Genomic DNA, 14,495 nt, shown 5'->3' with positions numbered 1-14,495 from the left:
GCGCAGAAAATTGCAAATTTCAGTCGCGCAACAACCGCCGCCTAATGAACGCGCCTGACCGAAGCGCCAAGCTTGGCGAGCTTTTCCTCGATGCGTTCGTAGCCGCGATCCAGATGGTAAATCCGGTCGATAACCGTCTCGCCCTGGGCGACAAGGCCGGCAATGACCAGCGACGCCGAGGCGCGCAGGTCGGTCGCCATGACCGTAGCACCTTCCAGGCGATCGACGCCACGCACGATGGCGTTGTTGCCTTCGATCTGGATGTTGGCCCCGAGACGCATCAGTTCGTTCACATGCATGAAACGGTTTTCGAAAATGGTCTCGCGAATCGTCGCCACGCCGTCAGCGATGCAGTTGATGGCCATGAACTGCGCCTGCATGTCGGTCGGAAAGGCTGGATACGGCGCCGTGCGCAGGCTCACCGCCTTCAGGCGCTGCGGCGCCACAAGGCGGATGGCATCGCGTTCGACAGTAATTTCGCAACCGGCATCCATGAGCTTATCGACGACCGTATCGAGATAGGCTGCCGAAGTTTTGAGCAGGCGGATATCGCCACCCGTTGCTGCGGCGGCACACAGATAGGTGCCGGTTTCGATGCGGTCCGGCATGATGGCATGCGTTGCACCATGCAATTTGTCGACACCCTGGATGCGAATGACGTCGGTACCAGCACCGGAAATGCGGGCGCCCATCGACACCAGGCAGTTGGCCAGATCGACCACTTCCGGCTCGCGCGCGGCATTTTCGATGATCGTTTCGCCTTCGGCCAGACAGGCCGCCATCATGAGGTTTTCGGTACCGGTCACGGTGACCATGTCGGTGCAGATGCGGGCACCCTTCAGGCGGGTCGCCTTGGCATGGACGTAGCCCTGCTCGACCTTGACCTCGGCGCCCATCGCCTGCAAGCCCTTGATGTGCTGATCAACCGGCCGGGCGCCAATGGCGCAGCCACCGGGCAACGAGACGCGCGCCTCGCCACAGCGAGCGACTAGCGGGCCGAGCACGAGAATCGAGGCACGCATGGTCTTGACCATTTCGTAGGAGGCGACCGCATTGGTCAGGCCGCCACCGTTGAGCTCCATGCCATCGACGCCATCCATCGTTACGCCGACGCCCATGTCGCCGAGCAGGCGCAGCATCGTCGAGATGTCGTTGAGGTGCGGCACGTTAGTCAAATGCAGCGGATCAGCGGTCAGCAGCGAGGCGCAGAGAATCGGCAATGCGGCGTTCTTGGCACCGGACATGGCCACTTCACCTGAGAGGACCTTGCCTCCTTCAATCAACAACTTATCCACGCTGGGAGCTCCATTCTTCCGGGGTCAATGTTTTGAAGGAAAGGGCATGCAACTCGCCCGAGTCGAATTTTTCCTTCAGTATTTTGTTCACATGCTGCTGCCGCTGCACGCGGTTCTTGCCGGCAAACTCGTTGCTCACCACGGTCGCCATAAAGTGCTGGCCGTCACCATCGAGTTCGAGGTGTTCGCAGGCCATGCCGGCGAGTATCAGTTGCTTGATTTGTTCAGGATGCATCATGTTCAGCCTCTCAACTTCCAGCCCAGCTTCAATAGGCGCAATGTCAGCATGGACACGGCGACGAAGCAGGCAACGACGACCGCCAGACTGATTTCCGGCGCCACGTCGGAGACGCCGAAAAAGCCATAACGGAAGCCGTCAATCATGTAAAAAACGGGATTGTAATGCGACAGCCCCTGCCAGAATGTGGGCAGTGTGTAAATCGAGTAGAAAACGCCTGACAACATGGTCAGCGGCATGATCAGGAAATTCTGGAAAGCCGCCAGCTGATCGAACTTCTCGGACCAGATACCGGCAATCATGCCGAGCGCTGCGAACAAGCCGCCACCAAACAGCGCAAAGACCAGCGTCCACCACGGCGCGACGACCTTCAGTTCGGCAAACCACACAGTCGCCAGCAAGACGCCGACGCCAACCAGCAAGCCACGCGCCACGGCTGCCAGCACGTAGGCCGCGAAAAAAGCACTGTACGGAATCGGCGGCAACAGAACGAACACGATCGAGCCGGTGATCTTGGCCTGGATCAGACTGGACGACGAATTGGCAAAGGCGTTTTGCAGCACCTGCATCATGACCAGACCGGGAACCAGAAAGCTGATGTAACGGACGCCATGGACCTGCACATGTTCGTCGAGGACATGGCCGAAAATCAGCAGATAGAGCAAGGCAGTCAACACCGGAGCGGCAACCGTCTGAAAGCTGACCTTCCAGAAACGCAGGAACTCTTTTTCGAACAGGGTCAGAAAGCCGATCATTGCTGCATCGTCCGCACAAAAACTTCTTCCAGCGAGGCACCGGGATACGCGGCCATGAGATTTGCCGTCGTATCGAGCGCGATCACCCGCCCCTGTTTCATGAGCGCGATGCGGTTGCACAAGGCTTCGGCCTCTTCGAGATAATGCGTCGTCAGGATGATCGTATGGCCTTCGCCATTGAGGCGGCGAATGAACTGCCACAGCCCCTGGCGCAATTCGACATCAACCCCGGCCGTCGGCTCGTCAAGCACGATAACGGGCGGCTTGTGCACCAGGGCCTGGGCCACCAGTACGCGCCGCTTCATGCCCCCCGACAGCCGGCGCATATTGACGTTGGCCTTGCTCGTCAGGTCGAGGTTTTCGAGGATCTCATCGATCCAGTCGTCGTTCTTGCGGATGCCGAAATAGCCGGACTGGATACGCAGCGTTTCACGGACATTGAAGAAGGGGTCGAAGACCAGCTCCTGGGGCACGACACCGAGCAAGCGACGCGCCTCGCGAAATCCACTGATAACGTCGTGGCCCATCACCTTGATCGTCCCGGAATCCGGACGGATCAAACCGGCCAGCGAGGAAATCAGCGTCGTTTTGCCGGCACCATTCGGGCCAAGCAAGCCGAAGAATTCACCCTGCTCGATGTCAAGCGACACTCCGGCCAGCGCTAGCAGCGAGCCAAAATGCTTGACGACGTCAACGATGGAAACGGCAGGAATCATGGAACGCCCCTCAGGCGAGGGGCAGCAGGTCGGTCACGCCGTACAGCTCAGCCAGCGAAACTACACCATTTGGAATTTGGGCAAATTTTACGGTTGACCGTGAGAGTGCAGCGGCGCGCAACCAGCCAAGCATCACGGCGAGCGCCGACGAGTCGGCCTCGGTCACTTCGGAAAAATCAAAGACCTGCTCGCCCGGCTGCAAAGCAGAACGGCCTGCTTCGAGCAGGCCGCGCGCATTCGCCATCACCAACGGCACCTTGATGACAAGGCGCCCCATTTCTCGTTCGATCATTTCTTCGAATTGGCTTCCAGAGACTTGTTCTTGGCAGCAACAGAAGCGATCAGACCATCAATACCGCCGTTGCGCACCTCCTGGCCGAACTGATCGCGATAGTTGGTGACCAGACTGATGCCGGCCACCACCACGTCGTAGACCTTCCAGCCCGACTCCAGCTTCTCCAGGCTGTAATCAAGCTGAACCGGCTTGCTGCCGGGCTGCAGCACCTCGGTCCGGATCAACACATCCAAATCTGCCGGTGCCATTTTAAGCGGCTTGTACACCACTTTCTGGTTCTTGTAGCCAGTCAAGGCGTTGGCGTAAGTACGCACCAGCAGCGTCTTGAACTCAGCCGTCAACTGCTGCTGCTGCTGCGCGCTGGCCTTGCGCCAATCCTTGCCGAGCGCCAGTGCAGTCATGTGCGAGAAATTGAAATGCGGCAGCACCTTCTTGTCGACCAGCTCAATGACCTTGTGCGTATCGCCGTTCTGAATATCCCTGTCCTTGCGAATAATCTCCAGCACATCGTCGGTTACGCGCTGAACCAGCACATCCGGCGCCTCCTGGGCATAGGCGGCGCTGGCAACGAATCCGGCAAACAACAAGGCAAATAACTTTTTCATCATCTATTCAGTGAGTAATCAATCATCCAGCCGCGGCGGGCGGCCATCGAAAATCTGGCTGCGACGACGTTGCAGATACGCGTCGCGAATATAAGCATATTTATCGAGCGCTGCTTCCTCGACCACCTTGTCGGACGGCAACAAACTTGCCCGGACGTCGACAAAACGCAACGCCGCCATGCTGTTGCGCACCGAGACCGGACGCACATACATCACCGGGTCGGCATAGGTACCAACCGCAAAACCGACCGTATCGCGCACATTGCGCGGCCCGATCACCGGCCAGAACAGGTAACCGCCACCGCCCACGCCCCAGACCGCCAGAGTCTGGCCGAAATCTTCATCGTGCCGCTCCAGGCCCAGTTCGCTGGCGACATCGAAAAGACCGAAGATGCCGACCGTCGAATTGATCAAAAGGCGGCCGATATCGATGCCGGCATCGCCAAACTTGCCCTGCAGGGCGCTATTGACACCAATCCACAGATCGCCGGCATTGCCGAAGAAGTTGCCAACGCTGGCCTTGACCGGCAACGGAACAGCGTTGTCATAGACTTGGGCAACCGGCTTGGCAGCATATTTGTCGATTGCTTCATTGACCGCGAACATCGGACGATTGAAGCCCTCGTAGGGGTCGTTAGGATTTCCGTCAGCCACTGCACCGGAGCAGGCAAAGGCGAGAGCCAGCGCGCCAACAACCCGGCGTTGAGCCCGACGCACTGCCGATGCGCAAAGATAATCCGTCATTTCTTGTCCTGTCCGTCCGCTGCCTTGCTGAATAAAAACTGGCTGATCAATTTCTCGAGAACAACTGCCGACTGCGTCTTGGCAATCGTATCACCGGCCAACAACATCTTTTCATCGCCACCCGCATCGAATCCGACGTACTGCTCGCCGAGCAAACCTGCCGTATTGATCGACGCAAAGGTGTCTTTCGGAAAGTGGTAACGGCCATCGATGGTCATGCTGACCACCGCTTCGTAAGTTGCCGAATCAAACTGGATATCGACTATCCGCCCAACCACGACCCCTGCACTTTTGACCGGACCACGCACCTTCAGGCCGCCAATATTATCAAACTTGGCCTTCAAAACGTATGATTCTGACAAATGTGACGACGAGAGGTTCCCTACCTGGAGCGACAGGAAGAGCAGGGCGGCCAAGCCGATTGCCACGAAAAAACCGACCCACAGGTCGAGGACAGTACGATTCATCAGGCTCCCCGGAACATGAACGAGGTTAGGACAAAATCCAGCGCCAGAACTGTCAGCACTGAAGTCACCACGGTACGCGTAATGGCGCGCGAGACACCCTCGGCTGTTGGCACCGAGTCATAACCTTCAAAAACGGCAATCAGGGAAACGGCGATCCCGAAGACAAAACTTTTCACCACGCCATTCCAGATGTCGTAGCGAAAATCGACGCTGGCCTGCATCTGCGACCAGTAGGAACCGTCATCGACACCGATGACCACGACACCGATCAACCATCCGCCAAGAACCCCCATGGCGGAAAAAATCGCAGCCAGCAAGGGCATCGAGATAACGCCCCCCCAAAAACGCGGTGCCACGACACGGGCGATGGGATTGACGGCCATCATGTCCATCGCCTTCAGTTGCTCGGTCGCCTTCATCAGGCCGATTTCCGCAGTCACAGACGAACCCGCACGCGAGGCAAAAAAGATGGCGGCCAGAACCGGCCCCAATTCTCGGGTCAGCGAAAGGGCGACCAGCGTCCCCAATGCTTCAGTAGAGCCAAAACGTTGCAGGATCTCATACCCCTGGAGCCCAAGCACCAAGCCAACGAACAGCCCGGAAACCATGATGATCAGCAATGACAGCACGCCACTGAAATAAATTTCGCGCAGGGTCAGCGGCAGGCGACGGAAGGAAGACCCCGAATGCATCAGCACGGCCCACAGGAATCGTGCAGCGAAGCCGAGCCGCCAAATACGGTCGACCGAAGCGTGGCCCAGCTTTCGGATAATGGAAACCGGATCAAACATGCGCAGCCACACCCAGAAACTCGTCGCGCACCAACAGGGCGGGATAATCAAAATGGACCGGGCCATCCGGCGCAGCGTGAACGAATTGATGAACGAAGGGATCGGTCGAGGCGCGAATTTGATCCGGCGTGCCTTCGGCAACCACCCGCCCGCCATTCATGAAATAAATGTAGTCCACGATAAGCAGGGACTCCTGAATATCGTGGGTCACCATGATCGACGTTGCCCCCAAGGCATCGTTCAACTTGCGAATCAGTTGCCCGATAACGCCCAGCGCAATCGGGTCGAGCCCGGTAAATGGCTCGTCGTACATCACCAGCATCGGGTCAAGCGCCAAGGCACGGGCCAACGCCACCCGCCGGGCCATGCCGCCGGACAATGCGCCCGGCATCAACTTGTGCGCACCGCGCAAACCGACCGCCTCGAGCTTCATGAGGACCAGATCGCGGATCATTTCATCCGACATGTCGGTATGTTCGCGCATTGGAAAAGCGACATTCTCGAATACGGTCATGTCGGTAAACAAGGCGCCAAACTGAAAGAGCATGCCCATCCGGCGGCGCAAACGATACAGCTCCGCTTCCGACATTCCACAGACCTGATGCTTTTCCAGGCGAACGCGTCCTCCGGTCGGCCGCAACTGGCCGCCGATGCAGCGCAGCAGCGTCGTTTTGCCACAACCGGAACCACCCATGATGGCCACCACCTTGCCGCGCGGAATCTTCATGTTGATTCCCTGCAGCACCGGCTGGCCATCATAGGCAAAATGGAGGTCTTCGATATCGACAAGGATGTCGTCAGACAAAGCGTATTCCCTGGAAAAAGTCGGGCGATTTTAGCAGAAAGCCCCACCATCACCGGGAAACGACGAGGCTATAATCGGTAAAATTTCACATGGAATGTTGTGCTCTTGCCATCAGCCAAGCCACTCTTGTTGATTGTCGATGATGATTTGCTCATCAGCGAATCGCTCAGTTTCGCTTTTGCGCAGGAATATGACGTTCTCACCAGTCAATCCAGAGGGCATGCCCTGACCCTGCTCCGGCAACTCAGGCAACCGCCTCAACTGGCCCTGGTCGACCTCGGCCTTCCGCCTCTCCCGCACCGGCCTGACGAGGGTTTTGCCCTGATTGGCGACCTGCTGGCCTTGTCGCCGGACATGAAGATCATCGTTCTTTCCGGCCAGAGCGACGAGGGCAACGCCCGCCATGCGCGCACCCTGGGCGCCGTCGACTTCGTAGCCAAACCATGCGACCCGAGCCGACTGACTGAACTTTTCCGTCAGGCGCTACGTTTTGGCAACGAGCCCCGGACCGCTCAGGCGGGTGGGCTGATCGGGGAAAGCCTGCCCATGCAGCGCCTTCGCCTGCAACTCGGCCAATACGCCAATCTGGCCTACCCGGTATTGATCGAAGGCGAGTCAGGCAGCGGCAAGGACATCGTCGCCAGCCACTATCTGCACCGCCTGACCGAGCGCCACGACAAGCCTTTTCTTGCCTTGAACTGCGCCGCCATTTCGCCAACGCTGCTTGAGCCGACTCTTTTTGGCTACGCCAAAGGTGCCTTTACCGGCGCCACCAGTGCCAAATCGGGCTATTTTGAAGACGCCGATAGCGGGACGCTGTTCCTTGATGAAATTGGTGAATTGCCACTCGATTTGCAGCCAAAACTGCTACGCGTTCTCGAAAATGGCGAATACCAGCGCGTTGGCGAAACGCAAACCCGGGTTTCCACAGCACGTATCGTCGCCGCCACCAATCGCGACCTACGCCAGGAAATGCGGGCCGGGCGCTTCCGGGCTGACCTTTTTCACCGACTTTCCGTGTTTACCGTAGCGGTTCCACCACTGCGCGAAACAGGCCTGGATCGCCTGCTTCTTCTCGAGCATTTCCGCAGAAGCTGCGCCACCAGCGTTCACGCCGATCCCTTCCTGCTCACCCCGCCCGCCCAGTCGCTCTGGCTGGATTATGGTTTTCCGGGCAATGTGCGAGAACTGCGCAATATCGTCATCCGACTGAGTGCCCGCTACCCCGGCCAAGGGGTAAGCGCCGACCAGTTGCGCGCCGAGTTCGACCACTTTGACAGCATCGAACCAGCGGCCAGCATGACCGGACTCGCCGCCGATGATCTCAAAGACGCCAAGCTGGCGGCCAGTAAGCACCTCGAAAAAGCCTCCCGTCTCAACCTCGACGCGACGCTTGAACTCTGGCAGCGCGGCTACATCGAGGCCGCCATCGAACTGAGTGGCGGCAACATGAGCGAAGCCGCCCGCCGCCTCGGCATCAATCGCACGACACTCTACAACCGCATGGAAAGCTGGACCCGCCGATGAGCCTTTACCTCGAACACTTCGGCCTGCGCGAGCCACCGTTCCGGATCACGCCGCACACCGACTTTTTCTTTACCGGGGCGAACCGCGGGCCGACGCTCGACGCCCTGATCTATGCCATTACGCAGGACGAAGGCATCGTCAAGGTCACCGGCGAAGTCGGCAGCGGCAAGACCATGCTCTGCCGGATGCTGCTCGAACGCCTGCCCGAGAACGTCGAAACACTTTACCTCGCCAACCCGTCGCTCTCCCGGCAGGAAATACTTGGCGCCATAGCCGACGAACTTGGCGTTCCGGTCGAGGGCAAGGCCACGCACTCGCTGACCCGCGCCCTGCAGGACGCACTCATCGAACGTTACGCCGGGGGCAAACGCGTCGTCCTGCTGATCGACGAAGCGCATGCGATGCCCGCCGAATCGCTCGAAGAAATCCGCCTGCTCTCCAACCTCGAATCCAAGGCTGCCAAATTGTTGCAGATCGCGCTCTTCGCCCAGCCTGAACTGGAAGAGCGCCTCGCCGCCACTGACATGCGCCAGCTCCGGGAGCGAATTACCCAACATTTCAACCTGGCGCCACTCAAACAGAACGACGTCGCGGCCTACATCGAATTTCGCCTGCGCGCCGCCGGGTACCACGGGCCCAATCCTTTCACCGCCGAAGCGGTGACGATGATTGCCAAAATCTCGGAAGGCTTGTCGCGACGCATCAACATTCTTGCCGACAAGGCACTGCTTGCCGCCTATTCCAGCGGCACCCATCAAGTAGGCAGCAATGAAATCAAGATTGCAGCCCAGGATGCGCGATTTTCGCCGCTCAAACCCAAAGCCCCCTTCAACCCCAAACCGCTGCTTTGGGGCGTGGCCGGAGCCGGCGTTGTTGCCCTGCTCGCCGCACTGATCGCAGGCTCGCCTCCCCAGGCCTTCCGGGAGGCCGATCCCGGCAACGCCTCGCCCCCCTCGGCGGTTCAACCCCAGCAAGCAGCCCAACCCGGCAAGCGCCTGCAACCATTAACCTTGCGCGCCGACGCCCAAGGCCCCGCAAGCACGCAGGACAAAATCCGCTTCGCCCCTCTGACTCGCCAGCATTTCAGTCAGTATGACCAGTGGATCGCAGATGCCCAAAACAACCATTATTTCATCCAGCTACTGGCCACTGACGCGTCGCAGACAGGAGAGATAGAAGGCTTCCTCAGTCGCGCGACAGCCGTACTCGACGCATCGCAGATTCGCGCCTACCGCTCCAGCCTTTCCGGGCGAGACCGGGTCGGCGTGATTTTTGGTGATTACGACAGCCGGGAAGAGGCCGTTGCAGCCATGCAGACCTTGCCGGAATCAATCAAGGCAGCCCAGCCTTTCCCAAGGCAGGTCAGCAAGTTACGCTAGCCTGCCAGGCAGGAGCCAAACCGTGTTGCCATGACAATTTACGTGCTAGCATCATAGCGATACGCCGCAACCCGTGACCGTGACTATCTAGCTCAGACAAGGCAAAACCCGATGAAAATCGGTTTCATCAGCACAACGCTCGTTTCTTTCCTGCTGGCCGCCTGCGCGGCACCCACCCCGCGCGAACCGCTGAAGGGGCATCTCAATACCGAAAGCACGGCACCATCAGCCGCTGCAAACATTCCCGCCCCGGTCCAGCAAACACTTGCCCTGCCCAAGCCGCGCACCACCCGCAAGGCAGAAACCTACAGTGTCGTCGTCAATAACGTTCCGGTTCGTGATCTGCTCTTCGCCCTGGCCCGCGACGCCAAGGTCAACGTCGACATTCACCCCGGCATCACCGGCACGGTCACACTGAATGCCATCGACCAGACCTTGCCGCAACTGCTGACCCGGATTTCAAAACAGGTCGACATGCGTTTTGAGCTGGATGGCCCCAACCTTGCCGTCATGCCCGACTCGCCCTTCCTGAAACACTACAAGGTCGATTACGTGAACATGGCGCGCAACGTCACCGGCACCGTCTCGACCAACACCCAGATTGCCACCGGAACCGCCGGCGGGAGCTCGGGCAGCACAAGTGCTCCTTCCACGGGCGGCGGTGGCAACATTTCGAACACACGCATTGAAAACACCTCCCGCAATCAATTCTGGGAGTCGCTGGAAAAGAACATCAAGGACATCCTGCGCGAAACCGACAAGGTCTTCCCGGAAGGGTCGAGCGAAACCGTCATTGAAAAATCCACTGCCCAAGCCTCGACCGGCGCCGCCGCCCTGCCTCAGGGAGTCGGGCAGCGAGCCGCCCAGTCGATTGCCAACGCCTTGCAGGGAAACCCCAATCCGAACTCGGCCAGCCAGGCGACCGGCACCTCCATTGAGCGCCGCAGCACTTTCCGGGAGGCGGCATCGGTCATCATGAATGCTGAAAGCGGTGTCATCACGGTGCGCGCGACGCAACGGCAGCATGATCGGATTCAGGAGTTTGTAGACCGCGTCAGCAACTCGGCAAGGAGGCAGGTGCTGATCGAGGCGACCATTGTTGAAGTCACATTGAAAGATGGTTACCAGCAAGGCATTAACTGGACTCAACTGGCTGGTGGCGGCACGATCAGTTTTGTTGGCAATGCACTTACCAAGAATGCGGCCAACCTTACCTACACTAGAGGCGGCAACCCTGACTCCCTGATTACGATGCTGGACACTTTCGGGACTACCAAGGTGCTCTCCAGCCCCCGCGTCTCGGTCATGAACAACCAGACGGCGCTATTGAAAGTTGTTGAAAACTACGTTTATTTCAGCGTCAAGGCCGACACGACTACCACTGCCAACGTCGGCACAACAACCACTTACACAACAACACCCCAGTCCGTTTCTGTTGGACTCGTGGTCAGCGTAACACCGCAAATAAGCGATGGCGATGCCGTGACACTCAACGTCCGCCCGACCATTACATCTGTCGCCCGTGAGGTGCTGGACCCCAACCCCGACCTCAAGAAAAACGAAATCAGCAATCTGGTTCCGGTTATCCGAACCCGCGAAATCGAATCGGTGATGCGCGTAGCCAGCGGCAACATCGCCATTCTCGGCGGTCTGATGGAAGACAAGATCGACTATCAGAACCAACGCGTACCGCTACTCGGACAAATCCCGCTGGCCGGTGAACTGGTCAATAACCGAAACAACGCAGCCCAGAAGACTGAGCTGGTCATTTTCCTCCGCCCCGTCGTCATCAAGGACGCCAGCCTGGACGGTGACTACTCGGCCTTGCGCGACCATCTTCCCGGGCAAAATTTCTTTGCTCAGCCGAATGAAGCCCAGCCCTTCAATATCACCCCGAGCCGCTGAGGGCCGCGCATGAGCCTGCTGATGGATGCCCTGCGACGGGCGGAAAATGCCAAGCAGGAATCGGCCCGCAACTCGCAGGACGGGATGTTGCCAACGGCCAGCGACCTGCTCAGCCTGGAACCGATTGGATCGGAACCGGCCAGAGGCACTGCCAATCCGCTGCCGGACCTTGCCTCGCACCTTGCGGCAGTCGACGCTGAACTGGCCAGTTCAGCGCTTCCCCAGCCCCGCCCGGCCGCTCCCCAAGCCAGTGAGACGCCGCAAGCCAGGCCGGCCGAACAGCGCGAGGCTGTGCGCAATGCCTTTGCCGCCAAGCAGCCCGCCGCGACGCCTTCACGGCTGCCGCTCTGGCTGGCCTTGGGCACGCTCGGCGTTGCCGGCATCGCCATCGGCGGCTATGTCTGGTATCAGATGAATGCAATGAACCGCGGATCGTTGGCCGCCGGCACACCGGCGGCGATGACGCAGCCAGCCCAGCCCTCGCCCCCCCGGGCGGCGCCGGCAGTGCAACCCGCCCCGTCTTCTGATTTTGCCCCTTTTTTCCGGTCGACCGTGGGAGTCCCCCCCGAACCGGCCGCGCCACCGCTTTTCCCGCGTCGGGAGGCGCGCCCGGCCCCGATGCCGGCGCCCGAAGACGAGGCCGCCCCCCAGATTCGCCTGACGCGAACCCAGCCGGAGCCTGACGCCAACCTCGCTCGCGGTCACGCCAGCCTGCAACGCGGCGAGACGGAACTGTCGCGCCGGGAGTTCGAACAGGCGCTGCAACGCGATCCGAACAACACCGACGCCCTGCTCGCCCTGGCCGCCATCGCCCATCGCCAGGGGCGTGCTGCGGACGCCGATGGTTTGCGCCAGCGGGCGCTGGTCGCCAACCCGAGCGATCCGGCAACCCAGGCGGCCGTCCTCAACAACCTGTCGGTCAACGCCGATCCGACCACAGCAGAAAGCCGCTTGAAGTCGCTGCTCTCCAGCCAGCCCGAATCGGCGCCGCTCAATTTCGCCCTCGGTAATCTGTATTCTCGCCAGGCCCGCTGGGCCGAGGCCCAGCAGGTCTATTTCAACGCCGTGGCGGCCGATGGCGACAACCCTGACTACCTGTTCAATCTGGCGGTCAGCCTCGATCACCTGCGCCAATCGCGCCTCGCCGCCCAGCATTACCGGCTGGCCTTGGAAGCGTCGGCCAAACGCCCGGCCGGCTTCGCGCACGACAAGGTCGAGCAACGTCTGGGCGAGTTGCAACCCGGGCTGCAACGCTGACCGCACCATGAGCACTTCCGCCCTCCAGCGCCGGCCACTCGGCCAGATCCTGATTTCCGAAGGCATCCTGTCGGAAGATCAGCTGCGTATCGCGCTGCTCGAGCAAATGAAGCAGAACCAGCCGATCGGCAAGCTGCTGGTTTCGCTCGGCTTCGTCACCGAGGCCACGCTGCGCCAGGCGCTCTCTGAAAATCTCGGCAAGCAGAGCATCGACCTCTCGCACGCTGTCGTCGACCCGCAGGCGCTCAAGCTGGTGCCGCGCGACATGGCCAAACGCCACCACCTGCTGCCGCTCGACTACGACCGCCCGAACCGCCGCCTGACGCTGGCCATTTCGGACATCAACGACATCGTTGGTCTCGACCGGGTGCGCGGTCAACTCGAAGAAGGCACCGAAATTGAAACCCTGCTCGGCGGCGAATCGGAAATCGACCACGCCATCGACCAGTATTACGGCCACGAGCTGTCGATAGACGGCATCCTGCACGAGATCGAAACCGGCGAAATCGACTGGCAGAGCCTGTCCGCCACCGATGACGAGTACAGCCAGCCGGTCGTTCGCCTGATCGATTCGATCCTCACCGACGCGGTCAAGCGCGAGGCGTCGGACATCCACTTCGAACCGGAAGCCAATTTCCTGCGCATCCGTTACCGCATCGACGGCATGCTGCGCCAGATTCGCGCCCTGCATAAGTCCTACTGGCCGGCCATGACGGTGCGCATCAAGGTGCTTTCCGGCATGAATATCGCCGAAATGCGGGCGCCGCAGGATGGACGGATCAGCCTCACCGTTTCTGGCCGCCCCATCGATTTCCGGGTTGCCAGCCAGCCGACCATCCATGGCGAAAACATTGTCCTGCGCATTCTCGACCGGCAAAAAGGCATTGTCCCGCTGGAAAATCTCGGTCTGGCCGAGGAGCACCTGCACCAGCTCAAACTCATGATTTCGCGGCCGGAAGGCATCATCCTCGTCACTGGCCCGACCGGCAGCGGCAAGACGACGACGCTCTATTCGGTGCTCAATCACATCAATTCCGAGGGCATTCACATCATGACCCTCGAAGACCCGGTCGAATACCCGATGGCGATGGTGCGCCAGACCTCGGTCTCGGAAACAGCCAAACTCGATTTCGCCAACGGCATCCGCTCCATGATGCGCCAGGACCCGGACGTCATCCTGGTCGGCGAGGTGCGCGATGCGGAAACGGCCGAAATGGCCTTCCGCGCCGCCATGACCGGCCACCAGGTGTACACCACCCTGCACACCAATTCGGCCATCGGCGCCGTGCCGCGCCTGCTCGACATCGGCGTTTTGCCCGACGTGATGGCCGGCAACATCATCGGCATCATCGCCCAGCGCCTGATTCGCCGCCTGTGCGATCACTGCAAGTCACCGTATCACGCCGAACCGCATGAGATCCGCCTCCTTGGCGACCTTGGCGAAGGGCCGCGGCCGGTGCTGTTCCGCGCTACCGGTTGCGAATTGTGCGATTTCCAGGGTTACCGCGGCCGCATCGCGATCATGGAACTGCTGCGCATCGACGCCGGCATCGACGAGCTGATCGCCCGCCGCGCGACCACCCACGAAATCCGCTCGCGGGCGTTGCTCCAGGGCTTCACCACGCTGGCCGACGACGGCATGCATCGCGTGCTCAACGGCACGACTTCGCTTGAAGAACTGGCCCGCGTCGTCGACCTGACCGACCGGATGTAGAC

General features: G+C 60.1%; 14 protein-coding genes and 1 pseudogene. 5 read left to right on the top strand and 10 right to left on the bottom strand.

Going from position 1 to position 14,495, the window contains the following annotated elements; genetic code table 11:
• Window positions 1-41 precede the first annotated feature (41 nt).
• The 10 genes and pseudogenes from murA to KI610_RS03485 form a co-directional block, all read right to left on the bottom strand.
• Window positions 42-1,295, bottom strand: a complete 1,254-nt coding sequence (gene murA, locus KI610_RS03530; protein WP_226497313.1) for a UDP-N-acetylglucosamine 1-carboxyvinyltransferase — start codon at window positions 1,293-1,295, stop codon at window positions 42-44.
• Complete coding sequence (locus tag KI610_RS03525) at window positions 1,288-1,533, bottom strand: BolA family protein (protein WP_226497312.1); 246 nt, start codon at window positions 1,531-1,533, stop codon at window positions 1,288-1,290. Before KI610_RS03525 ends, murA begins: the two co-directional genes overlap by 8 nt.
• A 2-nt stretch (window positions 1,534-1,535) precedes the next feature.
• Window positions 1,536-2,288, bottom strand: coding sequence for an ABC transporter permease (locus KI610_RS03520; protein ID WP_226497311.1), 753 nt, complete (start codon window positions 2,286-2,288; stop codon window positions 1,536-1,538).
• 29 nt (window positions 2,289-2,317) lie between these two features.
• Window positions 2,318-3,004, bottom strand: a pseudogene (locus tag KI610_RS03515) (ABC transporter ATP-binding protein); the annotation flags it as partial.
• Window positions 3,005-3,014: 10 nt separating this feature from the next.
• Entirely contained in the window at window positions 3,015-3,281 is a 267-nt protein-coding gene (locus tag KI610_RS03510; protein WP_226497310.1) for an STAS domain-containing protein, read from the bottom strand.
• Between the two features lie 11 nt (window positions 3,282-3,292).
• Window positions 3,293-3,907, bottom strand: coding sequence for an MlaC/ttg2D family ABC transporter substrate-binding protein (locus tag KI610_RS03505; protein WP_226497309.1), 615 nt, complete (start codon window positions 3,905-3,907; stop codon window positions 3,293-3,295).
• Window positions 3,908-3,922: 15 nt separating this feature from the next.
• Window positions 3,923-4,648: an MlaA family lipoprotein gene (locus KI610_RS03500; RefSeq protein WP_226497308.1), complete on the bottom strand. Its 726-nt coding sequence runs from the start codon at window positions 4,646-4,648 to the stop codon at window positions 3,923-3,925.
• Entirely contained in the window at window positions 4,645-5,115 is a 471-nt protein-coding gene (gene mlaD, locus KI610_RS03495) for an outer membrane lipid asymmetry maintenance protein MlaD (protein ID WP_226497307.1), read from the bottom strand. Before mlaD ends, KI610_RS03500 begins: the two co-directional genes overlap by 4 nt.
• On the bottom strand, window positions 5,115-5,906 hold the full coding sequence (gene mlaE, locus KI610_RS03490) for a lipid asymmetry maintenance ABC transporter permease subunit MlaE (RefSeq protein WP_226497306.1): 792 nt from the start codon (window positions 5,904-5,906) through the stop codon (window positions 5,115-5,117). The genes mlaD and mlaE overlap by 1 nt, the downstream gene beginning before the upstream one ends.
• Window positions 5,899-6,711 (bottom strand): ABC transporter ATP-binding protein, encoded by an 813-nt coding sequence (locus KI610_RS03485; protein ID WP_226497305.1) that lies wholly within the window; start codon window positions 6,709-6,711, stop codon window positions 5,899-5,901. The genes mlaE and KI610_RS03485 overlap by 8 nt, the downstream gene beginning before the upstream one ends.
• 126 nt (window positions 6,712-6,837) lie before the next feature.
• On the opposite strand from KI610_RS03485, the gene KI610_RS03480 reads away from it, so the two are divergent.
• The 5 genes from KI610_RS03480 to KI610_RS03460 all read left to right on the top strand — a co-directional run bounded on the left by KI610_RS03480 (window position 6,838) and on the right by KI610_RS03460 (window position 14,493).
• The gene (locus KI610_RS03480) at window positions 6,838-8,238 is read left to right on the top strand and encodes a sigma-54-dependent transcriptional regulator (RefSeq protein WP_226497304.1); all 1,401 of its coding nucleotides are present in this window, start codon (window positions 6,838-6,840) and stop codon (window positions 8,236-8,238) included.
• Window positions 8,235-9,617 (top strand): ExeA family protein, encoded by a 1,383-nt coding sequence (locus KI610_RS03475; RefSeq protein WP_226497303.1) that lies wholly within the window; start codon window positions 8,235-8,237, stop codon window positions 9,615-9,617. Before KI610_RS03480 ends, KI610_RS03475 begins: the two co-directional genes overlap by 4 nt.
• 111 nt (window positions 9,618-9,728) lie before the next feature.
• Complete coding sequence (gene mshL, locus KI610_RS03470) at window positions 9,729-11,522, top strand: pilus (MSHA type) biogenesis protein MshL (protein ID WP_226497302.1); 1,794 nt, start codon at window positions 9,729-9,731, stop codon at window positions 11,520-11,522.
• Window positions 11,523-11,531: 9 nt separating this feature from the next.
• Window positions 11,532-12,779, top strand: coding sequence for a tetratricopeptide repeat protein (locus tag KI610_RS03465; protein WP_226497301.1), 1,248 nt, complete (start codon window positions 11,532-11,534; stop codon window positions 12,777-12,779).
• 7 nt (window positions 12,780-12,786) lie between these two features.
• Window positions 12,787-14,493 carry a GspE/PulE family protein gene (locus KI610_RS03460; RefSeq protein WP_226497300.1) on the top strand — a complete coding sequence of 569 codons (1,707 nt, stop codon included), beginning with the start codon at window positions 12,787-12,789 and terminating at the stop codon, window positions 14,491-14,493.
• The last annotated feature ends 2 nt before the right edge of the window (window positions 14,494-14,495 follow it).

This window comes from Ferribacterium limneticum (assembly GCF_020510565.1).
Taxonomy (GTDB): Bacteria; Pseudomonadota; Gammaproteobacteria; order Burkholderiales; family Rhodocyclaceae; genus Azonexus; species Azonexus limneticus_B.
The sequence above is the reverse complement of the archived record's forward strand: the minus strand, read 5'-3'. Positions and strand labels throughout refer to the sequence as shown.

Excerpts from the sequence above, each read along its gene's own strand:
- KI610_RS03525 (WP_226497312.1), bottom strand. The coding sequence starts at position 1,533 with ATGATGCATCCTGAACAAATCAAGCAACTGATACTCGCCGGCATGGCC.
- KI610_RS03505 (WP_226497309.1), bottom strand. The coding sequence starts at position 3,907 with ATGATGAAAAAGTTATTTGCCTTGTTGTTTGCCGGATTCGTTGCCAGC.
- KI610_RS03460 (WP_226497300.1), top strand. The coding sequence starts at position 12,787 with ATGAGCACTTCCGCCCTCCAGCGCCGGCCACTCGGCCAGATCCTGATT.
- KI610_RS03520 (WP_226497311.1), bottom strand. The coding sequence starts at position 2,288 with ATGATCGGCTTTCTGACCCTGTTCGAAAAAGAGTTCCTGCGTTTCTGG.
- KI610_RS03465 (WP_226497301.1), top strand. The coding sequence starts at position 11,532 with ATGAGCCTGCTGATGGATGCCCTGCGACGGGCGGAAAATGCCAAGCAG.
- KI610_RS03510 (WP_226497310.1), bottom strand. The coding sequence starts at position 3,281 with ATGGGGCGCCTTGTCATCAAGGTGCCGTTGGTGATGGCGAATGCGCGC.
- mlaD (WP_226497307.1), bottom strand. The coding sequence starts at position 5,115 with ATGAATCGTACTGTCCTCGACCTGTGGGTCGGTTTTTTCGTGGCAATC.
- mshL (WP_226497302.1), top strand. The coding sequence starts at position 9,729 with ATGAAAATCGGTTTCATCAGCACAACGCTCGTTTCTTTCCTGCTGGCC.
- KI610_RS03475 (WP_226497303.1), top strand. The coding sequence starts at position 8,235 with ATGAGCCTTTACCTCGAACACTTCGGCCTGCGCGAGCCACCGTTCCGG.
- KI610_RS03500 (WP_226497308.1), bottom strand. The coding sequence starts at position 4,648 with ATGACGGATTATCTTTGCGCATCGGCAGTGCGTCGGGCTCAACGCCGG.
- mlaE (WP_226497306.1), bottom strand. The coding sequence starts at position 5,906 with ATGTTTGATCCGGTTTCCATTATCCGAAAGCTGGGCCACGCTTCGGTC.